We start from the raw sequence: 25,168 nt of genomic DNA, 5'->3' as shown, positions 1-25,168 counted from the left end.
AATTTAAGAGCAATTTATTGCCCTAAGTGAATAGGCCTCACTTAGGGCTTTTTTTATAGAAAGACTTTTTCAGGCGGAGGTTCACGTTTGACTGCAGGTGAAACGAGTTGGCCTCGGCTTAAGTTTTGCACGTGCTGCAATCGATTAAGTAATTCATTTTGAATGAACAAAATGCAAGTTTGTAATTTAGACGAGCTTTTGAGTCGCGATGGATAAACTGCCCAGATGTCTGCATCTTGCCAATATTCAGGCAAAATGTGCTGGAGTTGGCCTGTAATCAATTCGTCTGCAACATCCCAAATTGATCGGAAAATAATACCGTGGCCTTCTATGGCAAGCTGATGAATAATTTCGCCGTTATTAGAAACAAAGCGTGGTTTGACATGAACCGAGACATCTTCAGAAGTATGTCGAAATTTCCATAGCACAGACGATTGATCACGCTCACTAATCGTCAAACAATCATGTGTTTGCAAGTCTTCAATGCTGTCTGGTACGCCGTGTTTAAGTAAATAGCTCGGTGCTGCACACAAAATACGGAAATTAGATGCTAACTTCTTTGCAATCATATTTGGCGCAATTTCATTACCAATTCTAATATCTAAATCAATACTGTGTTGAATCAGGTCTTTAGTATTGTCGATGGTATCAAAATGAATTTGAAGCTTTGGATAAAGCATCATTAATTTAGACAGAATTGGTGCGATATGCTTTCTGCCAAAACCAAAGCTACTAATAATATCCATACGGCCTGTGGGCGTACTGAGCGGGTTATTGACCAGTTCACAGACTTCATCAAATTCTTCAAGAATATTCGAAACTCTTTCAAGAATAAGTTTGCCATCTTCCGTCAGGCTGACATGACGTGTGCTGCGATGAAAAAGTTTGCAGCTCAACGTGTTTTCTAAAATATTAATTCGCTTGCTAATAAAAGCTGGCGATGTCCCAAGTTCCTCAGCAGATTCGACAAAACTTTTCAGTTTGGCGACTGTGCAAAAAACCTTTAAATCCGATAGGTTAGGTAGATTGTTCACGATCCGTGTCCATTGGAGTGATAGTTCCGTTATTGATCATTTTTGCTTAAAACATCATGTTTAAGCCATACAAGGATATTAGTCGAAGGTGTGAAGGAAGCTTATGGCAAAAAGATATAAAGTTGCCACGATTGCAGGCGATGGCATTGGTTTAGAAGTTCTACCAGAAGGCATTAAGGTTGTAAAGGCAGCAGCAGAAAAGCATGGCATTGAGCTTCAACTCGATGCTTTCGATTGGGCAAGCTGCGATTACTACCTTGAGCACGGCAAAATGATGCCGGATGACTGGTTTAAAACCTTGCAAGGTTACGATGCAATTTATTTTGGCGCTGTAGGCTGGCCAGATAAAGTGCCCGACCATATTTCACTTTGGGGTTCGCTACTTCAGTTCCGTCGTGGTTTTGACCAATATGTGAATTTACGTCCAGTGCGCTTAATGCCAGGTGTGAAATGTCCATTAGTAGGTAAAAAACCAGGCGACATCGATTTTTATGTGGTTCGTGAAAATAGTGAAGGGGAATACTCAGCTATTGGTGGTAAAGCTTTTGAAGGAACAGACCGTGAGTTTGTTTTACAAGAGGCTGTATTTACACGTCATGGTGTAGATCGAATTTTGCGTTATGCATTTGAGTTTGCAAATCAACGTGAAGCGAAAAAAATTACAGCAGCGACCAAATCAAATGGTATTGCGGTCAGCATGCCGTACTGGGATGAGCGCGTTGATGCGATGGCAAAACAGTATCCACAAATTCAGGCTGATAAACAGCATGTTGATATTTTAGCGGCGCGTTTTGTTTTACAACCTGAACGTTTTGATGTGGTTGTGGCATCCAATTTATTTGGCGACATTCTTTCCGATTTAGGCCCTGCATGTACAGGAACCATTGGTTTGGCTGCTTCGGCAAATTTAAATCCAGAAAGAAAATTTCCATCATTGTTTGAACCTGTACATGGTTCAGCACCAGATATTTACGGTAAACAAATTGCCAATCCAATCGCTGCGATTTGGTCGGGTGCCATGATGTTCGAATTCTTTGGTGAAGAAGATGAACGCTGCATTCAAGCAGGTCAGGACATTATGCAGGCGATTGAGAATGTCTTAATTAATGGGCCAAAAACAGCCGATATTGGTGGTCAGGCAAAAACTTATGAGGTAGGAGATGCAATTGCATCGTGTGTAGCCCAAATTAAAATGGACGTGTTCGCTATGGAATAACGCCATCCAAAAATGGATGTATGGATATGGATAATCAAAACACAAAAATTTATACGGATAAAGTTCTTGCCGTAACCAGTTTACTGTTTGTATTTATTTCAGTTGCTGGTTTGGCAATTTATTCGCAAGAGTCGATCAAGATTGCTGCAACATGGATGCAGTGGACGACATCGGTATTTACAACACCAGTATTACTGTTTGCTTTTTTAGCCATCATTTTTACTTTTGGTTTGGCCTTTAGTAAATATGGAAAAATCAAACTAGGTGAAGGGAAACCTCAATACACCACGATGTCATGGATTTTTATGTTCATCTTGTCAGGTATTGGGTCTTCTACACTGTACTGGGGCTTCTTGGACTGGGCTTACTATTATCAAACTCCGGGTTTGAGCTTACCGCCTGAGTCAGCAGAAGCATTGAAATATAGTGTGGCTTACTCGTTTTTTCATTCAGGTTTAAGTGCTTGGGCAATTTATGCATTGGCATCAATTTCTTTGTGCTACAGCTACCATGTGCGAAAAAACAAAGGATTAAGTTTGGCTTCCGTGATTGAGGCTGTAACAGGCTTTAAATCAACTGGCGTGGTTGGGCGTTTAGTCGACCTCATGTTCTTGCTTTGCATGTTTGGTGCTTTGACGATTTCGTTGGTACTCACCGCCGTGACATTTACCAATATTTTGTCTCAACTCACTGGTATCCCAAATACTTTTATGACCAAGGTCATCATTATTTTGGGTGTCTCGGTTGTGTTTGCTCTTAGTTCTTACGTTGGTATGGACAAAGGTATGCAGCGTTTAAGCCATTTGGTGTGCTTGGGTGTTGTGTTATTTGCAATTTATGTACTTTGCTTTGGTCCGACCCAATTCATTTTGAATAATTCATTAATGAGTTTTGGATTAATGGCAACCAACTTCGTTGATATGAGTTTGTTTACCGACCCAATGGGCGATGGCAAGTTTACTCGTGAATGGACTGTATTTTACTGGTTGTGGTGGATTTCATATGCACCGGGTGTGGCACTCTTTGTAACGCGTGTTTCTAAAGGTCGTACGATTAAAGAAGTGATCTTTGCCATGGTAATTGGTGGTAGTGTCGGTCTTTGGTTCATCTTTGGTGTGTTTGAAAACTACAGCGTCTATAGCTTTATCCATGGGGCTGTAAATGTACCGCAAATCTTAAGCCAACAAGGTGGTGAGGTTGCGATTGGTCAATTGCTCAGTCTGTTACCTGCTGGAAAACTAATGATGTGGATTTTCCTCGGCATTATGGTGGTGTTCTTGGCAGCACACATGGATGCGGTAGGCTATGCGGTTTCAGCAACATGTACACGTGGTTTAAGTGAAGGGCAAGATCCATCGCCAAATGCTCGTTTGTTCTGGTGTGTCATGCTGACTTTAGTTCCAATTGCCATGATCTTTAGTAAAGCGCCTTTGGACACAATGAAAACAGCAACCATTGTGACGGCTTTACCATTCATTGTGATTATTCTGATTCAAACCTATGGCTTAGTGAAATGGTTGATTCAAGATTATGCCAAAGTCCCATCGCATTTAATTGAGCAACAAGGTTATGATGATCAGGAAATTGGTTTAAACCAGTCTCAAGATGAACATGCAAAACGGATGCAGCTTGAGCTTGCAAGCTCAATCAAACTGGATAGAAAAACCAGCTAGAGGGAACGGTAATGACTACACATGAACAGACCACTTATGCCTTAAGTGAAGAAATGCAAAGCCTTGTGTATTGGAGCAGCATTTATTCACCAGCAGATGCAGATATTGACTCAGTCCGTGCGGCCTATGACGCAATGTGTCGACACTACACTTTGCCACGTGATGGCAAGATTGAAGTAGAAGATCGCTTTGTTGCAAATGATGAGCATCAAGTTCCTGTTCGTGTGTATTTACCAAAAACAAATCGACCTGAGTCTGGTTGGCCATGTGTGTTGTATTTACATGGCGGCGGTTGGATGGTTGGTGGGCTCGATTCACATGAGTTTATTACCAGCTATTTGTGTCAGGACTTAAATGCAGTTGTCATTAGCGTAGATTACCGTATGGCACCAGAGCACCGCTTTCCGGCAGCTTTTGAAGATTGTTTAGCAGTTTATCAATGGCTTAAAAAGCATGGTTCAGCTTGGCAGATTAATAGTGAAAATATCGTTCTAGCAGGCGATAGTGCAGGCGGTAATTTGGCAGCAGCCCTTGCAGTTGAACTACAACATAGTGGTTTGCAAGCTCAAGGTCTAGCTTTGGTTTATCCATGTTTAACTACAGCGCTTGATACACCAGCCGCACAAAAGCATGCCCATGCGCCGTTGTTAACAACGGAAGATATGCATTTTTATTTAAAGGAATATGCACCTAACTCACAAGATTGGCAGGATTTACGTCTAGCGCCTTTATTGGCAACGGACTTTTCAGATATGCCTATGAGTTTCGTAGCGGTTGCAGAGTATGACCCTTTAAGTGATGACGGTTATCTCTTTACCCAAAAATTGGAACAAGCTGGGATTCCTAGTGAGTTCCATTTAGGCAAAGGATTATTACATGGCAGTTTACGTCTGATGCGTGACTGCCCAGAAGTACAACAGTTATATCAAAACATGCTGAGTGCGATACGCCGTATGTTGAGCAGTGTCGAAAAGGCATCAATTTAATATCGAGTCATTTGGACGAAAAGAATTTAATGGAGTAATAATATGAGTGCAGTTGAAAAATTACCTGAAGATTTTTGCGCAAACCCAGATGTTGCATGGACTTTCCCTAAAGTTTTCTATACTTCATCGCAAGTTTTTGAGCATGAGAAAGAAGCAATCTTTGCTAAAAGCTGGATTTGTGTTGCACATGGCAGTGAGTTGGCACAACCGAATGACTATATTACCCGTAAAGTAATTGGTGAAAATATTGTCATCATTCGTGGTAAAGATAGCGTTTTACGTGCGTTTTATAATGTATGTCCGCATCGTGGTCACGAGCTTTTAAGTGGCAGTGGTAAAGCAAAAAATGTAATTACCTGCCCATACCATGCTTGGACTTTCAAGCTAGACGGTAGCTTGGCTTTGGCACGTAACTGTGACCATGTTGAATCTTTCGATAAAGAAAACTCAAGCATGGTGCCTTTAAAAGTTGAGGAATATGCTGGCTTTATTTTCATTAATATGGATGAAAATGCGACTTGCGTAGAAGACCAGCTTCCAGAATTTGCTGAGCGTTTAAATCAAGCATGTAGCGTGATTAAAGATTTGAAACTGGCGGCACGTTTTGTGACAGAAACGCCAGCAAACTGGAAAGTAATTGTTGATAACTATCTAGAGTGCTATCACTGTGGGCCTGCACATCCTGGTTTTGCTGACTCAGTACAAGTTGATAAATATTGGCATACCACACATCAAAACTGGACTTTACAGTATGGTTTTGCTCGCTCATCTGAGAAGTCATTTAAGCTTGATCCATCAATAACAGATCCTGAGTTTCATGGTTTCTGGACTTGGCCTTGTACTATGTTCAACGTACCACCAGGCAGCAATTTCATGACGGTGATCTATGAGTTCCCAGTTGATGCAGAAACGACTTTGCAGCACTACGATATTTACTTCACGAACGAAGAACTCACTCAAGATCAGAAAGACTTAATTGAGTGGTATCGCAATGTATTCCGCCCTGAAGATTTGAACTTGGTCGAAAGCGTACAACGTGGTTTGAAATCACGTGGTTATCGTGGTCAAGGCCGTATCATGACTGACAAGCAACGCTCAGGAATTAGTGAGCATGGTATTGCTTATTTCCAGCATCTAGTGGCGCAGCATCACAAATAAAACAAATGGATTTATTCAGGTGTAAAGATGACTTACACCTGATTCTTCAGTTAGGAAGATGATATGTCGAGTTTACAAAGCACTGAATTATTTCAGCAACAAGCCTATATTAACGGGCAATGGTTAGCTGCACAGTCAAATGCAACGGTTCCAGTGACTAACCCAGCAACAGGCGAAGAAATTGGCACAATTCCAAATATGGGAGCGGCTGAAGCTACACAGGCGGTTGAAGCTGCTTATACTGCTTTACAAAGTTGGAAGGCTTTAACTGCTCAAAACCGTGCAGATATTTTATTAGCTTGGTACAAACTGGTTCTCGATCATATCGATGAACTTGCTTTAATTATGACCATTGAACAAGGAAAACCTCTGGCAGAAGCGAAAGGTGAGGTGCGTTATGCTGCCTCATTTATTCAATGGTTTGCCGAAGAAGGTAAGCGTATTTATGGTGATGTGATTCCAACTGTAAATAACCAGCAGCGTTTTATTATTAGTAAAGAACCTGTGGGTGTGGTGGCTGCGATTACGCCATGGAATTTCCCAATTGCCATGATTACTCGTAAAGCAGCACCAGCTTTAGCAGCTGGATGTACGGTCGTGATTAAGCCAGCGAATGAAACGCCTTATTGTGCTTTAGCGATTGCAAAGCTTGCGGAAAAAGCAGGTATTCCGGCTGGTGTGATTAACGTCGTTACAGGTAAATCACAAGAAATTGGTTCGGTATTTACTTCACATGAAAAAGTGAAAAAATTGACCTTTACTGGCTCAACTCCAGTAGGACGCCTACTGATGCAGCAGTGCTCAAGTACCATTAAAAAATTGGCGCTTGAGTTAGGCGGTAATGCTCCTCTGATTGTGTTTGATGACGCCGATTTAGATAAAGCTGTACAAGGTGCGATTTTTGCCAAGTTCCGTAATGCAGGCCAGACCTGTGTTTGTGCTAACCGTATTTATGTGCATGACAATATTTATCAAGCTTTTGCCGAGAAGTTTGTTCAAGAAGTACAAAAGTTTAAAGTCGGTAATGGTTTGGAAGACGGCGTACAAATTGGCCCATTAATTAATGAAAAAGCGGTGTTAAAAGCACAGCAGTTGATTGATGATGCAGTGAGTAAAGGTGCTAAGGTTGCTTGCGGTGGTAAACAACATGCTTTAGGAAAAACCTTTTATGAGCCATCAGTTCTAACGAACGTTGACCGTACAATGGAAATTGTCCAAGAAGAAATTTTTGGTCCAGTTGCGCCGCTCATTCGCTTTACAGATGAAGTTGATGTTGTTGCTCAGGCCAATGACACGATCTTCGGTTTGGCTGCTTATGTTTATAGCGAAAATATTTCACGTTTATGGCGAGTATCAGAACAGCTTGAATATGGAATGGTCGGTATGAATGCCACAGCAATTTCAAATGAAGTTGTACCATTTGGTGGTGTAAAACAATCAGGTGTTGGGCGTGAAGGCTCAAAGTATGGTCTTGAAGAGTTCATGACTATTAAATACATGTGTTTAGGGCTTTAAGGATAAGCCCTAGCAATAAGAAAATGCGGTAAAAGAAGGATTCTAATATGGCTAGTCATTATGAAATGTTCCCGGCAGTTGTTACTCATGTGGAACAGCTAACCCCTTTAATCAAACGGTTCACGTTCAAACGTCAAGATGGGCAGAACTTTCCTCGATTTAGTGGGGGAAGCCATATTATTGTCAAAATGAATGAGCAACTTTCAAATGCTTACTCATTGATGAGCTGTACGCAAGACCTATCTACTTACCAAGTCTGTGTTCGTAAAGATGTGGAAGGTAAGGGCGGTTCGGTTTTTATGCATGATCAATGTAATGAAGGCTGTGAAATTCAGATTTCAGAACCAAAAAATTTATTTCCATTAGCGGAAACAGGCAATAAACATATTTTAATCGCAGGTGGTATTGGTATTACACCATTCTTGCCACAAATGGATGAGCTTGCAGTACGCGGTGCTGAATTTGAGCTACATTATGCCTACCGTTCACCTGAACACGCGGCTTTATTAGATGAGTTAAAACAGAAACATCCTGATCATGTGTTTAGTTATGTTGACTCAGAAGGTTGCGCATTAAATTTGGATGAACTGATTTCATCACAACCTAAAGGCACGCATGTCTATGTCTGTGGACCGAAACCCATGATTGATGCTGTGATTGATTGCTGTAATAAGCATCGTTACCGCGATGAGTATATCCACTGGGAACAATTTGCTTCAACAGTTCCAGAAGATGGAGAAGCGTTTACGGTAGTACTTGCTAAGTCTAATCAGGAAATTGAAGTACAAAGTAATCAGACAATTTTACAAGCCATCGAAACATTAAATATTGATGTGGAATGCTTATGTCGTGAAGGGGTTTGCGGCACATGTGAAACTGCTATTTTAGAAGGTGAAGCAGAGCATTTTGATCAATACTTAAGTGATGCAGAAAAGGCTTCACAAAAGAGCATGATGATTTGTGTATCGCGAGCAAAAGGAAAAAAACTGGTATTAGATCTCTAATATATTTCTTTGGTTGATCAACTGTTTAAAGTGAAAATTTGCTAAAAAATGAACAAATAATGATGATCTGAATCTTATTTGTTCATTTGATGGAATTTAGTGGTTTTGAACTCTTGACCTGCTATACAGAACTATAGATAATGCGCACACAGTTTACGGCTATGTAGCTCAGTTGGTTAGAGCACCGCACTCATAATGCGGGGGTCACAAGTTCAAGTCTCGTCATAGCCACCATTTTAAAAACCATGCTCATGCATGGTTTCTTTTTATCTGCTTTTTACATATTAAAGTGTTTTTCAATCGTATCGAGTGTTTTTGAGCTTTGATAAAAAGGAGCTAAAAGCGCTTGTAATAATGGTTCTAAAATACCGTGTTCATTAAAGGCATTCATAACCTTCGGATAAAAACGTAAAGCTTCAGTTTGTAAGTCGCTTTCGGTTAAACCAATCTCACTTAATACTTCAAATAAACTCTGGTCTTTATAAAAGTCATAAAAAACTTCAACACCATACAAAATCAGATCTTGCATGAATTGCGACTGGCGTAACTCTTTCCAGTATTCGTAAATTAAAACAAAAAACTCTTCAACATCGAGAGGAGTGAGTTGCTTCATAAACTCATACATTTTTTTATGTCTAATATCTTCCCAGACATGACGCACTAGGCTTTCTAAATCTTCACTCGATAAAAGACTTAATTCTGTGAGTTGTTCATGAATAAAGCTGGCAATCCAAGTTTCAAGTTTATGCTCAAGACGTTGTTGCTGTAGAAAGGAGAATTTTTTGAGTTTGTGTTGCCATTCAAAGTGATAGTCATCAACTCTAGATGCACTTAGAAATTTTGGTAATTTTTGTTCTAAGGTTGAGGTTGCAATATATTGGCAAAGTTGTTGTACAGAAGGACTACTTCTTAAAAACTGATTGAGATAAAGAGGAATATGTTCCATTTCTAAAAATTTGGAGAGCCACATTTCAAATTGGTGGTCAGATACCAAATCTTGTAGCTGAATTGGAGACTTCATGGCAGATAGATAAATACGCTGCGCAATTTCCCCAATAAACTCAAGTAAACCAGCACCTAGCTGCATTTCAAAAGCATAACGTTTCACAACGGCTTGTAGTTGCTCTAAATCAACAACTTCATGAAGTTTTATTTCGTCAGCATGTTGCATAAACAGTTGAATGAACTGCTGGAAATAAATAGGTGAGTTTTCTATAGATAATTGTTTTTTGAAAAATTCCACCTGCTCAAGCAAAAGTGCTTGAGCAAGTGCTGTAGTTTTTGATGAGTTTTCCTGCTCAGTCATTCGCTGTCCAACCGTTGACAATCGGATAACGTCGTTCACGACTAAATGCACGAGAAGTAATTCTCGGCCCAATCGCGCCTTGACGACGTTTATATTCATTACGATCAACTAAACGGATAACTTTTTCAACTACTTCTTTATCAAAACCTTTGGCAATAATATCTGCCTGACTTAAATCTTCTTCAATGTATGCGTAAAGAATGGCATCCAATACATCATATGCTGGTAAAGAGTCTTGGTCTTTTTGGTCTGGGCGAAGCTCTGCTGAAGGTGGACGAGTAATAACACGTTCAGGAATAACAGGAGTTTCACTTAAGCTATTACGGTATTTTGCTAATTCAAATACGATAGTTTTATAAACATCTTTTAGAACTGCAAAGCCACCAACCATATCACCGTAAAGTGTACAGTAGCCAACTGAAAGCTCAGATTTGTTGCCAGTAGCGAGTACTAAATTACCAAATTTATTTGATAAGCCCATGAGTAATGTGCCGCGTGCGCGCGCTTGTAAGTTCTCTTCGGTTGCATCTGCTGGTGAGTTGCCAAAGAAAGGATACAAGGTTTGCATAAAGCTATTTACAACTGAATGTATTTCAGCAATACCGAAAGTTACACCCATACGACGAGCCTGTTCTGCCGCATCTTCTACACTAATTTGAGAAGTATAAGTATAAGGCATCATTACGGCTTGTACTTTTTCTGCACCAATTGCATCAACAGCAATAGCAAGTGTAAGAGCTGAGTCAATACCGCCAGATAAACCTAAAATTACACCAGGGAAACCTGAACGCTCTACATAGTCACGTGTTGCCAGAACTAAACCTTGATAGATCTCTGCAAATGTTTCTAAAGCAGGAGCTGATTCTGTGACTTTAAATGCTTTGTTTTTTGGGTCAAATTCAGCGATGTAGAGATCTTCTTTAAAGCTTGGTGCTTGTAAAGCAATTCCACCATCTTTATTGCTGACAAAACTTGTGCCATCAAAAATTAAATCGTCTTGGCCGCCCACTTGGTTAACGTACACAATGTTGAGGTGAAGTTGTTTTGCAAGTTCACTCAAGGTTTGTGTACGGTGCTGTGGTTTACCGACTTCGTATGGTGATGCATTTAATACAAGAACTGTATCAACATTTAATTGGCTTAACTGTTTTACGGTATTAATTGACCAGATATCTTCGCAAATCAATACGCCAAACTTATGTCCAAGATATTCAAACACCAAATGCTGATGCCCTTTTTGGAAATAACGTTTTTCATCAAAGACGCCATAGTTTGGTAAATTGTGTTTGTTAAAAACACCCAAAACTTGACCGTCTTTCATGACAGCAGCGGAATTATAACGTTGACCATCTTCTGTCTGGTTCACAAATCCGAAAACCATGACAATATCTTTAACTTCGGCAAGTTGAGCAAAAGCCTTTTGCATACGTTTATTTAAATTTGGACGTAGCAATAAGTCTTCAGCTGGATAACCAATAACAGAAAGCTCGGGAAAAATAATCAGGTCAGCGTTTTGTTTTTTCGCCTGATTTACTTGCTCAATCATCTTTTTGGTGTTTGAGTCAATATTGCCAATATGCGGAGAAAACTGAGCAAGGGCAACTTTAAAACTTTTCATTCAAACCTAATCCTAGATCATAACGAATATAGATACACATAGTGTTGATTTTTATAGATATAATTTTTCAACGATGTGTATGATACGATATTAAACAATTAAAATAGTAAACAAAAATGTCAAGATCAATAATATATACCAATCACATATTTTCTGCGTAAAAATAACGAGATTTTCTGTATAGAATAGAAACAGGCTTCATTATTTTTATTGTTTGTATACTGCCTTATCACAAGCCAATTTGGAATAAGGGCGTTATATTTTTTTCAATAATTTGAATTAAATAAGAGTGATTTCATAGCTTAGGTAAGTATTTCTGATTTATAAGAATTCTCATTTACATTAAGCAAAAAATGTTACGTTCAAAGAAGGATTGATTATTTAGTTACAAATGAACTTGTGGTGAACAGATAATATTTGGGATTTTACCAGAGCAAATGTCACGGGCAATTTCACCTTGTTGTTCAATGTTATAAGAGCTAAAAGCCTTGTGGGGAGAGTAGGTGTATTTATAGGGGTTGTAACTTTTAAAGCTCAGATAATAAGCCGATTGCAGTAAGGCGCCTTTAAGTAGTACATGAATGCCTTTTTGATACTGCATGACATGAGTGAGTTCGTGAATAAAAATACCCTGCATAAATTTAGATTCTAGAGCATAATTTTCACTGTAATCGGAAAGATTGACATAAATATTTCCGTTTGGAGCCATAAAAATACCGTAAGACTGCCAAGGAAGGTAGCGAGTAGCAATAATTTTAGGTTGTTCACAATTGAGCATGTCGCCAAAGACCATTTGTGCTAATACTTTTTCTTGGGCAGTCAAATGTCTAATTGGGTAGTTTTTTAAGTGACGGAAAATAAAAAGCGTAAAAAGAATAAATTGTGTGCGAATTAAGCGTTTAAAGGCATTAAAAAGTAGCATAGCTTTGCCATTAAATGAGTTCATCTATTTCTTTAGCATACTATAGGTTAGGTATCGCGAAATAAAGAGGTGTGATTATTCATTAGTTTTATCGTTCTGTTTTAAAAATATAAAGCTTTAAATGGATCTAGTTTTTCTTATTGCTGTGAATAAAAGATTTCTTAGATAAGAAAAGCAAAAGCCCCAGTTAAAACTGAGGCTTTACGACAACTAAAATCACAACAGCAAATAAAATTAAGGTTGGCATTTCATTAAAGAAGCGCCAGAACTTATGTGATTTATAGTGAGCATTTCCGATAAGTTTTTTACGGTAGTAGCCACATGCCAAATGGTAGATGACTAATAAAGCAACTAATCCAACTTTAAGGTAAAACCATGTTGCTTGATGATAATGTCGAGTTGCATCGCCCCAATCCACAAGAAAATGAGCAGTAATTAATGTGGCAATCAGAGAAGGCCACATAATTCCACGATACAACTTACGTTCCATTACTTCAAAGCGTTGATGACTAACAGCATCTTCACTCATAGCATGATAAACATATAGACGTGGTAAGTAGAACAAAGCAGCGAACCAACAAACCACGGCAATAATATGTAATGCTTTTACCCACAAAAAAGCATCAGAAGGTGCATCCATCGATAATCCTAGGTGGGATTATGCATCCCACTTCTTGAAAATAAGGCAAGCGTTAACACCGCCAAAGCCAAAACTGTTACTCATTACAGTATTCAATTTTGCATCACGTTTTTCAAGTACGATATCAAAAGGTTTTGCGCCTTCATCAAGTTCAGTTACATTGATGTTTGGTGCAATAAAGTCATTTTGCATCATTAGAACAGAGTAAATAGCTTCTTGTACGCCAGCTGCACCTAAGCTATGACCTGTCATAGATTTAGTTGAGCTAAGAGGAGGCACATTGCCTTCGCCAAATGCACGTTCCATTGCTTTAAGTTCTGTAATGTCACCAGCTGGAGTAGATGTACCATGTGTATTTACATAGTCAATTTTGTCTACGCCATGTTGCTTAGCTTCTTCAAGTGCCATTAACACACAACGTGTAGCACCTTCACCGCTTGGAGCAACCATGTCTGCGCCATCGCTGTTTGCAGCATAACCAACAACTTCAGCTAAAATGTTGGCACCACGTGCTTGAGCGTGTTCAAGTGATTCAAGTACCACGAAACCACCACCGCCAGCAATAACAAAACCATCACGGTCTGCTGAATATGGACGAGATGCTGTTTCTGGAGTTTCATTATATTTTGAGCAAAGCGCACCCATTGCATCAAACAATAAACTTTGAGACCAATGATCTTCTTCACCACCACCAGCAAGCATAAGGTCTTGTTTGCCGAGTTGAATCAGGTTGTACGCATAACCAATTGCGTCAGCAGAAGTTGCGCAAGCACTTGTAATTGTATGAGCAATACCTTGCAGTTTGAATGCAACACCTACGTTTGCAGTAATAGTGTTTGACATGTTGCGTGGTACGAAGAAAGGTCCTACTTTACGTGCACCTTTAGTTTCTAAAAGCTCTGTCATTTCAACAACAGATGCAGTTGAACCACCACCTGAACCGCCTGCGATACCGTAACGTGGATTACCACCGATTTGCTCAGCAGTAAGACCTGCATGTTCAACAGCAGCTACAGCAGCATTGTAAGCGTACATTGCACATACGCCCATAAAGCGTTTTAACTTACGATCAATATGATCAAAATCTTGTTCTGCAGCAGCGCTCACATGACTTTTAAAATTGAGTTCAGCATAAGTTGGGTTAAAACGTGTCCCGGAGATTCCATTTTGAAGTGAATGAGTAACTGCTTCTAAAGAGTTACCGATACATGAGTTAATACCCATACCAGTGATTACAACACGTTTCATCTACAGGTCCCTTTATGGTGATATTAAGAGTCTATGGTGATCAACAGCTATGAAAACAAATAGGAGAATATAGCTGTAAGAAAACAAGACTCATGTTTTTTCGTTGTTAACATGATAGCAGAAAGGATTTTTATTTCTTATGGCAAATCTTTATGACAATTTTACATTTAAAAAAAATAACTAAATACATAGTATGTTGCATTTAGGGTTAACTAAAATACACACATTCAAGTTGAGATAAATCCACATTCCACCTAGTATTTATGTCTAATTAGATAAATTAAAAAATCGAGGTACTTGATGACAAAATTTAATAATAATCAATCTGACAATTTGTTTTCTCAGGTCTTCGGAGTGGCTAAAAAGCTCAGTTCTACAGGATTGAGTATCTTGCAACAGAACCAATCAGGTGACGTCAGTAAGGTAATTGAACCAATTCCAACTGGGAAAACAGTTGAAGGAAAATCGAGAACAAAAAGCCCATTTGAAGTTGAGCAATATGAAAGTCCTCAACAAATGCTGCGAGAACAATTGCCGAAAGTAACTCGTCAGGTCTTTGGGCGACATTTTACAAAAGTAAATGGTGTGGCTACATTTCTTTCCCCAGATTGGGATGAAAAAATCTCAGGTTATTTATTTGATTGGTTGAATGACTTTAGTTCAAAAAGCACCTTAACTGAAAAAATCCTAGAAGAAGCGGGTGCTAAAGATTTATTTGAGCTCACTAAAGATACGGGCCGTTCTCAGCGTTTAAGTCAGGCGCTTATCGAACAAAATAAATTAATTGCAACTGTACAAGGTGCAATTACAGGCGTGTCGGGTGTAGTTGGCGCCGCTGTAGATATTCCTGTTTCACTCGTGCTGGTTTTAAGAACGATTTATCAGACTGGTAGATCACATGGTTTTGAACTTCTGGAAGTTACAGACCAAGACGTTGTCGAGTTTATCTTTAAAGAAGTTGATATTAGTCTGATTGCTGAAAAGCAAACTTTATTGATAGCTTTAAAAACATTACGAAATATGTTGGAAACGCAAGATATTCATCAATTTCAGCAAGTGTTAGGTTCAACTACCGATTTTGATACTTTAAAGAACTGGCTAGTCGATGAAGATGGAGAGTTTAAATGGGGTTGGTTAAACCGTATTCCTAAACTTTCAGCATTTGGCAAAGTTACACCAGTTGCTGGTGCTGTTTTAAGCGCAGTATATAGTTGGAAATTACAAGAAGATGTTGGTCATAAAGCACAAGCCATTTTTGGTGCTGCAAGACATTATTTAAATGAGCATCCAAGTGAGCATTTATCTCCGTTACAGGCCTATTATGCTGCAGTAACGCTCATCCAGAAGGCGAGTCCTCGTCTTTTAAATGTGGGTGAGGATGGTAATATTCATGCTGCACATCATCATAAAGTAGAAAACCATGATGTCATTTCAAAAGTATCTATTGTCTTAAAGCCTACAGAAAGTAAAAAGAGTGAAGAAAAAATTCAGGAAAATGTTCACCAAGGTATCGAGCAACTTGCTGATAAACATGTAGAGGAACATGAGCATACTGAGCAAAAACCGGCTTTAACTCCTGAGGAAGATGAAGAGGAGTTGAATGATAAAAAATACTCTTAACAATACCCTTACAAATAAGAGGTTTAAAAATAAAATTTGAACTCTATTTAGATTTGTAAGTTATCCTGTCAAAGATTGATATGGTCAACATTTGGTAAGTATTGCCGTGTTGACCATTTTTGCATCTTAGCTTACAATTATGTGCCCTTAAAAAGAGGTATTTTCTTTTTAAGGTTTTTTAATAACGGGAGAATTGCCATATGGCAACAACGAATCAGTTGATCCGTAAGGGTCGTACGACTTTGGTTGAAAAATCCAAAGTTCCTGCGTTGAAGGCTTGTCCACAACGTCGTGGTGTTTGTACACGTGTTTATACAACTACACCTAAAAAACCTAACTCAGCTATGCGTAAGGTTTGCCGTGTTCGCTTAACTTCAGGTTTTGAAGTATCTAGCTACATCGGTGGTGAAGGTCATAACCTACAAGAGCACAGTGTTGTTCTTATCCGTGGTGGTCGTGTTAAAGACTTACCAGGTGTACGTTACCATACCGTTCGTGGTTCATTAGACTGTGCTGGTGTTAAAGATCGTAATCAATCACGTTCTAAATACGGTACTAAGCGTCCTAAGAAGTAATTCTAGGAAACTAGTCCAATAAGCCCTTTAGCGTTTCGCTTGTTTGAATTCTTCATAGATTTGTAATTCAAGCGACGTATAGTAAGGCCAGCGTCGTGTACATGACACTTGTACAAACTGCTGGATTATCCTGAAGTGTCATATTATTAGGTGTATTAAAATGCCAAGACGTCGCGTAGTCGCTGCTCGTGAGATCCTTCCAGATCCAAAATTTAGCAGCCAAACAATCGCTAAATTCATGAACCACGTAATGCAAGATGGTAAAAAATCTGTTGCTGAAGGTATCGTTTACGGTGCTTTAGAACGTGTTCAAGAAAAAAACAAAGTAGACCCAGTTGAATTTTTCGAGACTACTCTTGAAAAAGTTCGTCCTATGGTTGAAGTAAAAGCACGCCGTGTTGGTGGTGCTACTTATCAAGTACCTATGGAAGTACGCCCATCCCGTCGTACTGCCTTAGCTATGCGTTGGTTAGTAGATGCTGCTGCTAAGCGTTCTGAAAAAACGATGGCTTTACGTCTTGCTGGTGAGTTGCTTGATGCAGCTGAAGGTAAAGGTGCAGCAATCAAAAAACGTGAAGATGTGCACCGTATGGCTGAAGCTAACAAAGCCTTCTCTCACTACCGTTTCTAAGCGGATAAAACAGGCCTTATTCAGGAGAATATTCATGCGTACAGCAGCTCGATTCAACATTGCTCTTTATCAAAGTGGGAGCTTTGCAGGTATTTAAGTTGCCTGTTTGGATATTCGCGCGCATCAATTTAATTGGTGCGTCCTGTTTTAAATATAACATTTAGGAATGTAGACATCATGGCTCGCCAAACCCCAATTACTCGTTACCGTAACATCGGTATTTCTGCGCACATTGACGCAGGTAAAACAACTACAACTGAACGTATTTTGTTCTACACAGGTGTATCTCACAAAATTGGTGAAGTACACGACGGTGCAGCAACAATGGACTGGATGGAACAAGAGCAAGAGCGTGGTATTACAATTACCTCTGCTGCTACAACTTGTTTCTGGTCTGGTATGGGTAACCAATTCGAACAACACCGTATCAACGTAATTGACACCCCGGGACACGTAGACTTCACAATCGAAGTTGAACGTTCTATGCGTGTTCTTGACGGTGCGTGCATGGTTTACTGTGCTGTAGGTGGTGTACAACCTCAGTCTGAAACTGTATGGCGTCAAGCGAACAAATATAAAGTGCCTCGTTTAGCATTCGTGAACAAGATGGACCGTACTGGTGCAAACTTCTTCCGTGCTGTTGAGCAAGTTAAAACTCGTTTAGGTGGTAATCCTGTTCCTATCGTTGTGCCAATTGGTGCTGAAGATACGTTCCAAGGTGTTGTTGACCTTATCGAAATGAAAGCGATTATCTGGGATGAAGCATCTCAAGGTATGAAGTTTGAATATGCTGATATCCCAGCTGACCTAGTTGATACGTCTAACGAATGGCGTACAAAAATGGTTGAAGCTGCGGCTGAAGCTTCTGAAGAATTAATGGACAAGTACCTTGAAGAAGGTGATCTTTCTAAAGAAGAGATCATTGCAGGTTTACGTGCTCGTACATTAGCTTCTGAAATTCAAGTAATGCTTTGTGGTTCAGCGTTCAAAAACAAAGGTGTTCAACGTATGTTGGATGCTGTAATTGAATTCTTACCATCACCTACAGAAGTTAAAGCGATCGAAGGTATCCTTGACGACAAAGACGAAACTAAAGCGTCTCGTGAAGCATCTGACGAAGCTCCGTTCTCTGCACTTGCGTTCAAAATCATGAACGACAAATTCGTAGGTAACTTAACATTCGTACGTGTTTACTCTGGTGTTCTTAAACAAGGTGATCCGGTTTATAACCCAGTTAAATCTAAGCGTGAACGTATCGGTCGTATCGTGCAAATGCATGCGAACGAACGTCAAGATCTTGATGAAATCCGTGCAGGTGATATCGCAGCGTGTGTAGGTCTTAAAGACGTTACTACTGGTGATACATTATGTGATGAGAAAAACATCATTACTCTTGAACGTATGGAATTCCCAGAGCCAGTAATTTCATTGGCTGTTGAACCAAAAACTAAAGCAGACCAAGAAAAAATGTCTATCGCTTTAGGTCGTTTGGCTAAAGAAGATCCATCGTTCCGCGTTCGTACAGACGAAGAATCTGGTCAAACAATTATTGCTGGTATGGGTGAGCTTCACCTTGACATCATCGTTGACCGTATGAAGCGTGAATTCGGTGTTGAAGCGAACATTGGTAAACCAATGGTTGCTTACCGTGAAACGATCAAAAAGTCTGTTGAACAAGAAGGTAAGTTCGTACGTCAAACTGGTGGTAAAGGTAAGTTTGGTCACGTATATGTACGTCTTGAACCGCTTGATGTTGAAGAAGCTGGTAAAGAATACCAATTCGTTGAAGAAGTTGTTGGTGGTGTAGTACCTAAAGAATTCTTTGGCGCAGTTGACAAAGGTATTCAAGAACGTATGAAGAATGGTGTATTAGCTGGTTACCCTGTTGTGGGTATCAAAGCGACATTATTCGATGGTTCTTACCATGATGTCGACTCTGATGAATTGTCGTTCAAAATGGCTGGTTCATACGCTTTCCGTGACGGTTTCATGAAAGCTGATCCTATCCTTCTTGAACCAATCATGAAAGTTGAAGTAGAAACTCCAGAAGACTACATGGGCGATATCATGGGTGACTTAAACCGTCGTCGTGGTATGGTTCAAGGTATGGATGATCTTCCTGGTGGAACTAAAGCAATTAAAGCAGAAGTTCCATTGGCTGAGATGTTTGGTTACGCGACTCAAATGCGTTCTATGTCTCAAGGTCGTGCGACTTATTCTATGGAATTCGCTAAATACGCTGAAACTCCACGTAACGTGGCTGAAGGCATCATCGCTAAGTTCCAGACTGGCGGTAAAAAAGGTGACGACGAGTAATCTTTCGATTACTATAAGCCCAAACTAATTCTTAGTTAAAAACCAAGCGCTCGTGCAGTGACCCTGCATGAGCAGTTTATAAAGGAAGATCATCATGGCTAAAGCCAAGTTTGAACGTAATAAGCCACACGTAAACGTGGGCACAATTGGTCACGTTGACCATGGTAAAACAACTTTAACTGCTGCGATTGCAACTATTTGTGCAAAAACTTACGGCGGTGAAGCGAAAGATTACTCACAAATCGACTCAGCACCTGAAGAAAAAGCACGTGGTATTACAATTAATACTTCACACGTAGAATACGATTCTCCAATCCGTCACTACGCTCACGTAGACTGCCCGGGCCACGCCGATTATGTTAAAAACATGATTACTGGTGCTGCTCAGATGGACGGCGCGATCCTTGTATGTGCTGCGACTGATGGTCCAATGCCACAAACTCGTGAACACATCCTTCTTTCTCGTCAGGTTGGTGTACCTTACATCATCGTATTCTTAAACAAGTGTGACCTTGTTGATGATGAAGAATTACTTGAATTAGTAGAAATGGAAGTTCGTGAACTTCTTTCTACTTATGACTTCCCAGGTGATGACACTCCTGTTATCCGTGGTTCAGCTCTTGCTGCTCTTAACGGTGATGCTGGTCAATATGGCGAGTCTTCAGTTCTTGCTCTTGTTGAAGCGCTTGACTCTTACATTCCAGAACCAGAACGTGCTATCGATAAAGCATTCTTAATGCCAATCGAAGACGTATTCTCAATTTCTGGTCGTGGTACTGTAGTAACAGGCCGTGTAGAAGCTGGTATCGTTAAAGTTGGTGAAGAAGTAGAGATCGTTGGTATTAAAGATACAGTTAAAACAACTGTAACTGGCGTAGAAATGTTCCGTAAACTTCTTGACGAAGGTCGTGCGGGCGAGAACTGTGGTGTTCTTTTACGTGGTACTAAGCGTGAAGACGTACAACGTGGTCAAGTACTTGCTAAACCAGGTACAATCAAGCCGCACACTAAATTCGATGCAGAAGTATACGTACTTTCTAAAGAAGAAGGTGGTCGTCATACTCCATTCCTTAACGGTTACCGTCCACAGTTCTACTTCCGTACAACTGACGTAACTGGCGCAATCCAATTACAAGACGGCGTTGAAATGGTTATGCCAGGTGACAACGTTGAAATGTCAGTAGAATTAATCCACCCAATCGCAATGGACCCAGGTCTACGTTTTGCGATCCGTGAAGGTGGTCGTACTGTAGGTGCTGGTGTTGTTGCGAAAGTAACTGCATAATCACTTTCAGTGAAAAAAAGCGCTCTTTTTAGAGCGCTTTTTTTATATTTAATTGTCTAACAATCATTATAAAAGCTGGCCTTAACTGATATTTCAATGTCCTTATTTACCCTTAATCCTTTTTATGAAATTTGTATGATAAGAATCAAGAAAACGAACAATAAAGTTTGAGTAATTTGGATTACTTAATAAGGAGCTTTGGGTATGAATGCTAAAGTGAATATTACGAATCGCGCAGGAGCAAGCTTTCCTGTACGTCGTATGAACTTTGACTTTAATGATGTACCAGAATATTGGATGAATGGTTCTGCTGGACTCACACACTTTATGACAGCATTGTCGGCTTTGTTTCCGGCAGGTGAGAAATTCTTCATAGATAGTGTACGTGCTGTACGTTATCACCCATCTATTAAAGATGATGAAGCATTGCAAAAAGAGATTAGTGCCTTCATTGGGCAAGAAGCAATGCATACTCAAGAGCATGTAAATTTTAATGCTTCTGCTCAAAAGTTTGGTCACGATGTAGAAACATTAGAGAAGTTTACTGACACGGCGATTCAAACAGCAATTAAAGCTTTTGTAAAAATTGTTAAACCTTTCGGTATGACCAAAGAAATGGTTGACCTGACCGCTACAACAGCACTTGAACATTTTACGGCTACTATCGCTTCACAGTTATTAGTTAATAACCATATTCAAGAGTTGATGACAGATGAGACGATGTCAACGATGTGGTATTGGCATGCTATCGAAGAAAATGAGCATAAAGCCGTAGCTTTTGACGTGTACGAAGGTGTATTTGGCAAAGGTGTAAAAGCTTATGCTTTACGTACGAGTTCACTAGTATTTGCGATGACTTTAATCTTTTTGATTCAATCATCTTTTGTACTTCGTTTATTAAAACAAGACAATAAGTTGAATTTAACTGAGCTATCAGTAATTTATAAATATGGATATAGCCCATCTAAAGGTATTATTAGTGGTATGGCTAAAGAAATGCTAGCTTATTTTAAACCTGGTTTTCATCCAAATGATTTAGATACAGTTAGTCTATTGAAAACATGGAAAGCAAAATTAGGTTTGTAATTTAAATCTATGTTGATTTGAAAGGGCTCATGAGTAGCCCTTTTTTCTTTTTAAGTATTATTTGCTAACCATAAGTATAAGTAAGTCTATGCACCTTTATGGGGTTATTAATGACCTCATCTGATATTTCTCTGTCCTCATCTGCACTTAATTGGTACATCGAAAGACGTATGATTATAAATATTAAGAAAATAAATAAAGTTATATGTGAATTAGCTATTCACTTAAAAGGAGTCTGAGATGAATGCTAAGGTAAATATTTCCAATCGTGCTGGTGCTAGTTTCCCTGTGCGTCGTATGGACTTTGAATTTACTCAGGTCCCACGCTATTGGGCAAACTATGATGCGGCATTGACACATTTTATGACAGCATTATCGGCCCTTTTCCCAGAAGGTGAGCAGTTCTTTGTAAATAGTACTCGTGCTGTTCGAAATGATCTAAAGCTTGCTGATCCAGATCTTCAAAAAGAAATTAGTGCATTTATTGGTCAAGAAGCGATGCATTCGAAAGAGCATTTAGCATTTAATGCTTCAGCGCAAGCTTATGGTTATGATGTTCGCCATATGGAAAAGCAAACAGGAAAAGTCATTAAAGTGGGTACGGCTGTTGTAACAAAATTAATGAAACCTTTTGGCTACACTAAAGAAATGATTGATTTGACGGGAACATGTGCGCTAGAACATTTTACGTCTACCATTGCAGCTGAACTTTTACAAAATCCTGAAATTCAAGCGATGTTCCAAGACGACACGATGTATCATTTATGGATGTGGCATGCAGTTGAAGAAAATGAACATAAAGCTGTGGCATTTGATGTGTACACAAGCATGTATGGGCAAGGTCCGAAAGCCTATTTTATGCGCTCAGCAGCTTTGATTATTGCAATGGCATTAATCTTTGCAACTCAATCTTATTTTACTGCTAAGTTACTCAAGACTGATGATAAATTAACGTGGAAAGATACGAAGTACATGCTTAAGTTTATGTATGGTCGTAAAGGTTTTATGACACGTCAAATTCCAGAGTTACTTGATTTCTTAAGACCAAAATTTCATCCAAATGATTCTGACACTACAGCGTTGCTAGCAACTTGGCGTGAAAAACTAGGTCTCTAAAAAGGATGGTAAAAAAGGGCAATTTAATTGTCCTTTTTTTTACTCGTTTTTTCTTGTGAAGTTTTTATAATACGCACTACTTTAGAACTTTGATTGTGCTGAACCCCATGATTCGTATTATGCAAAACACTGATGTTGATATTGTTGTACAAATCGAAAAATCAGTGCAAACACACCCATGGTCAAGACAGCAATTTGTAGAATCTTTGAATTCTTATCAATGCACTGTCATTGAGTCACAAAATAGAGTCGTTGGGTTTTGTATTTTACAACCAGTACTTGATGAAGCAAATTTATTGCTCATGGCAGTTGATCCTAAAATGCAAGGTCAGGGCTTAGGATATGAGTTATTAAATGCATCAATTGATCAATTAAAAAATCAACCAGTACAAATATTTCTAGAAGTTCGTGAAAGTAATAAAGCTGCTATCGGTTTATATGAAAAAACAGGTTTTCACCAAATCGACCTTCGTCGCAATTATTATCCTACCCCAGAAGGGGGGCGGGAACATGCAGTCATTATGGTAAAAACCTGTACAGATGATTTTGCTTCTTTATTCTAAATTTTGATCTGAGTACTTTTCATAAGAAAGTCAGATCAAAATTATTTAATAATTAAATTATTCCATTCAGAAGGTAATGTTGTCATAAGCGACGTACCTAACTGTTGAATTTCGTCGGGCGATAAGGATCTGTTTAAGCGGCGCCATTGCCCATCTAGTAAAAGTTCTAAAGGGGTATATTGCGACTTATAATTCATTTTGGCTGAGTGTGGCACCCAGTAACCTAAATAAAGATATTCTAAACCAAGTGATTTCACATATTCGATTTGGTTCAAAATAGAGTACACACCAAGTGATCTACGATGTTCATCTGGATCAAAGAAAGTATAGACCGCAGACAGTCCATCATCCATTAGATCGCAGGTAGATACACTGATTAAACGGTTATCTTTCCAAAGCTCTAAAAAGAAACTATCTGTACAGCTATGTACTAAAAATTTTTCAAACTGATCTAAGCTTGGTGGAAACATGTCACCATCTGCATGGCGTTCATTAATATAGCGTTCATATAAATCATAATGAATCTGAGCAGCTTGCTGAGTTGGCAAAACTGTCATGGTCAGATCATGATTTCTTTTCCATGCTTTTTTCTGCATGCTGTTCATTTGGAAATCGGCAACTGGAACGCGACAAGATAAGCATTGTCTGCATAAATGGCATTCAGGACGATAAACGAAGTCACCGCTGCGGCGAAATCCTAAACGAGAAAGTTCTGAAAGAGTGACCACATCAATCCGATGAATAGGGTCTAAAAACACCATGCGCGCCGATTTATTTTCTAGGTAGCTGCAATCATGAGGTGGAGTAATATAATACTGCAGATCATTTAAAAGGGACTTCGGGTGATATGATTTCATGATTGGTCCCTCCTGTTATCATTCCATTAATTTTGCATCTAACGCTATTGTTTTACTTGAAAATACACGTTCTTGATACTTTTTCCAATTGATAGAGGGGTGAATAATTACATCTTGTAACGATTTTAAGTAGTCTTGACGAGAAAGTGTACAGGCTCCCAAGCTAATTAAGTGACTATTTACAAGCTGGCAGTCTACCCAAGGGAGCTGATTTTCCTGTCCAATCAGCATTAGTGTATAAAAAGCCATTTTTGAAACATCAGTTTCATTACTAAACATTGATTCACCGAAGCATCCTTTGCCAATCGTAATGCCGTATAGACCTCCGACAAGTTCGTTTTGATCCCAGACTTCCACACTATATCCATAGCCAGCATTAAACATCTCACAATAGCCCTGAATAATATCTTCACTAATCCAAGTTTCATCTGCATAACTTCTTGGTAGAGAACATGAGCGAATAACTTCTTCGAAGGCATGATTAACCGTAATTGTATAATCATGTTTTTTCATGTTTCTAAGGAGTGACTTGCTTGGTTTGTAGTTTTGAGGGTAGATCACACAACGAGGCTCAGGGCTCCACCAACAAATGGGTTCATCTTCATTGAACCACGGAAATAAACCATGGGTATATGCTTCATATAGGGTAGAAGGGGAGAGATCAGCTCCAATACAAATTAAACCATGACCATCCGGATCGGCTTCAATAGGGTCAGGGAAAATGAATTGAGAAAGTGGAAGTGTATTCATAAAAATAAAATAAGATCAGCTTTAAGGTTATGCTATAAAAATTAATATA

At 39.2% G+C, this 25,168-nt stretch carries 22 protein-coding genes and 1 tRNA gene; 15 read left to right on the top strand and 8 right to left on the bottom strand.

What is annotated here, in order from left to right:
- Positions 1 to 53: 53 nt before the first annotated feature.
- On the bottom strand, positions 54 to 1,034 hold the full coding sequence (locus AOLE_RS15425) for a LysR family transcriptional regulator (RefSeq protein ID WP_013198788.1): 981 nt from the start codon (positions 1,032 to 1,034) through the stop codon (positions 54 to 56).
- A gap of 103 nt (positions 1,035 to 1,137) precedes the next feature.
- Between AOLE_RS15425 and AOLE_RS15420 the strand changes: the two genes are divergently transcribed.
- The 7 genes from AOLE_RS15420 (at position 1,138) to AOLE_RS15390 (ending at position 8,820) form a co-directional block, all read left to right on the top strand.
- Complete coding sequence (locus AOLE_RS15420; protein ID WP_013198787.1) at positions 1,138 to 2,250, top strand: tartrate dehydrogenase; 1,113 nt, start codon at positions 1,138 to 1,140, stop codon at positions 2,248 to 2,250.
- A gap of 20 nt (positions 2,251 to 2,270) precedes the next feature.
- On the top strand, positions 2,271 to 3,923 hold the full coding sequence (locus AOLE_RS15415) for a BCCT family carnitine transporter (RefSeq protein ID WP_081399194.1): 1,653 nt from the start codon (positions 2,271 to 2,273) through the stop codon (positions 3,921 to 3,923).
- 11 nt (positions 3,924 to 3,934) lie between these two features.
- A complete protein-coding gene (locus tag AOLE_RS15410; RefSeq protein ID WP_013198785.1) occupies positions 3,935 to 4,909 on the top strand; it encodes an alpha/beta hydrolase in 975 nt (324 codons plus the stop codon).
- A gap of 42 nt (positions 4,910 to 4,951) precedes the next feature.
- Positions 4,952 to 6,067 carry a carnitine monooxygenase subunit alpha gene (cntA, locus tag AOLE_RS15405; RefSeq protein ID WP_013198784.1) on the top strand — a complete coding sequence of 372 codons (1,116 nt, stop codon included), beginning with the start codon at positions 4,952 to 4,954 and terminating at the stop codon, positions 6,065 to 6,067.
- A gap of 63 nt (positions 6,068 to 6,130) precedes the next feature.
- Positions 6,131 to 7,582, top strand: coding sequence for an NAD-dependent succinate-semialdehyde dehydrogenase (locus tag AOLE_RS15400; RefSeq protein WP_013198783.1), 1,452 nt, complete (start codon positions 6,131 to 6,133; stop codon positions 7,580 to 7,582).
- 47 nt (positions 7,583 to 7,629) lie between these two features.
- Positions 7,630 to 8,586 (top strand): carnitine monooxygenase, reductase subunit CntB, encoded by a 957-nt coding sequence (gene cntB, locus AOLE_RS15395; protein ID WP_013198782.1) that lies wholly within the window; start codon positions 7,630 to 7,632, stop codon positions 8,584 to 8,586.
- 157 nt (positions 8,587 to 8,743) lie between these two features.
- Positions 8,744 to 8,820, top strand: a tRNA-Met gene (locus AOLE_RS15390).
- A 43-nt stretch (positions 8,821 to 8,863) separates the two neighbouring features.
- Here the strand turns inward: AOLE_RS15390 and AOLE_RS15385 are convergent.
- From AOLE_RS15385 to AOLE_RS15365, 5 genes are all read right to left on the bottom strand, one after another.
- Complete coding sequence (locus AOLE_RS15385) at positions 8,864 to 9,892, bottom strand: hypothetical protein (protein ID WP_013198781.1); 1,029 nt, start codon at positions 9,890 to 9,892, stop codon at positions 8,864 to 8,866.
- A complete protein-coding gene (locus AOLE_RS15380) occupies positions 9,885 to 11,510 on the bottom strand; it encodes an NAD+ synthase (protein WP_013198780.1) in 1,626 nt (541 codons plus the stop codon). Before AOLE_RS15380 ends, AOLE_RS15385 begins: the two co-directional genes overlap by 8 nt.
- A gap of 385 nt (positions 11,511 to 11,895) precedes the next feature.
- The gene (locus AOLE_RS15375; RefSeq protein WP_013198779.1) at positions 11,896 to 12,456 is read right to left on the bottom strand and encodes a hypothetical protein; all 561 of its coding nucleotides are present in this window, start codon (positions 12,454 to 12,456) and stop codon (positions 11,896 to 11,898) included.
- Between the two features lie 163 nt (positions 12,457 to 12,619).
- A complete protein-coding gene (locus AOLE_RS15370) occupies positions 12,620 to 13,072 on the bottom strand; it encodes a CopD family protein (protein ID WP_013198778.1) in 453 nt (150 codons plus the stop codon).
- Positions 13,073 to 13,090: 18 nt separating this feature from the next.
- Entirely contained in the window at positions 13,091 to 14,320 is a 1,230-nt protein-coding gene (locus tag AOLE_RS15365) for a beta-ketoacyl synthase N-terminal-like domain-containing protein (RefSeq protein ID WP_004641618.1), read from the bottom strand.
- Positions 14,321 to 14,620: 300 nt separating this feature from the next.
- On the opposite strand from AOLE_RS15365, the gene AOLE_RS15360 reads away from it, so the two are divergent.
- From AOLE_RS15360 to rimI, 8 genes are all read left to right on the top strand, one after another.
- Positions 14,621 to 15,940, top strand: coding sequence for an EcsC family protein (locus AOLE_RS15360; protein ID WP_013198777.1), 1,320 nt, complete (start codon positions 14,621 to 14,623; stop codon positions 15,938 to 15,940).
- A gap of 200 nt (positions 15,941 to 16,140) precedes the next feature.
- Entirely contained in the window at positions 16,141 to 16,515 is a 375-nt protein-coding gene (gene rpsL / locus AOLE_RS15355) for a 30S ribosomal protein S12 (RefSeq protein WP_002050319.1), read from the top strand.
- A 160-nt stretch (positions 16,516 to 16,675) separates the two neighbouring features.
- Positions 16,676 to 17,146: a 30S ribosomal protein S7 gene (gene rpsG, locus AOLE_RS15350; protein WP_004638185.1), complete on the top strand. Its 471-nt coding sequence runs from the start codon at positions 16,676 to 16,678 to the stop codon at positions 17,144 to 17,146.
- A gap of 177 nt (positions 17,147 to 17,323) precedes the next feature.
- Entirely contained in the window at positions 17,324 to 19,462 is a 2,139-nt protein-coding gene (gene fusA / locus AOLE_RS15345) for an elongation factor G (protein WP_005303124.1), read from the top strand.
- Between the two features lie 94 nt (positions 19,463 to 19,556).
- Positions 19,557 to 20,747: an elongation factor Tu gene (gene tuf / locus AOLE_RS15340; protein WP_004794160.1), complete on the top strand. Its 1,191-nt coding sequence runs from the start codon at positions 19,557 to 19,559 to the stop codon at positions 20,745 to 20,747.
- 204 nt (positions 20,748 to 20,951) lie between these two features.
- Positions 20,952 to 21,833, top strand: coding sequence for a metal-dependent hydrolase (locus AOLE_RS15335; RefSeq protein WP_013198776.1), 882 nt, complete (start codon positions 20,952 to 20,954; stop codon positions 21,831 to 21,833).
- 240 nt (positions 21,834 to 22,073) lie between these two features.
- On the top strand, positions 22,074 to 22,949 hold the full coding sequence (locus tag AOLE_RS15330) for a metal-dependent hydrolase (RefSeq protein ID WP_013198775.1): 876 nt from the start codon (positions 22,074 to 22,076) through the stop codon (positions 22,947 to 22,949).
- A gap of 107 nt (positions 22,950 to 23,056) precedes the next feature.
- Complete coding sequence (rimI, locus tag AOLE_RS15325; RefSeq protein WP_013198774.1) at positions 23,057 to 23,512, top strand: ribosomal protein S18-alanine N-acetyltransferase; 456 nt, start codon at positions 23,057 to 23,059, stop codon at positions 23,510 to 23,512.
- A gap of 41 nt (positions 23,513 to 23,553) precedes the next feature.
- On the opposite strand, the gene AOLE_RS15320 is transcribed toward rimI, so the two are convergent.
- Positions 23,554 to 24,369: an arginyltransferase gene (locus AOLE_RS15320; protein ID WP_013198773.1), complete on the bottom strand. Its 816-nt coding sequence runs from the start codon at positions 24,367 to 24,369 to the stop codon at positions 23,554 to 23,556.
- Between the two features lie 18 nt (positions 24,370 to 24,387).
- A complete protein-coding gene (aat, locus tag AOLE_RS15315) occupies positions 24,388 to 25,119 on the bottom strand; it encodes a leucyl/phenylalanyl-tRNA--protein transferase (protein ID WP_013198772.1) in 732 nt (243 codons plus the stop codon).
- Positions 25,120 to 25,168 lie beyond the last annotated feature (49 nt).

The organism is Acinetobacter oleivorans DR1 (assembly GCF_000196795.1).
In the GTDB taxonomy this organism is placed as follows: domain Bacteria; phylum Pseudomonadota; class Gammaproteobacteria; order Pseudomonadales; family Moraxellaceae; genus Acinetobacter; species Acinetobacter oleivorans.
This window is presented reverse-complemented; position numbering and strand designations above follow the sequence as displayed.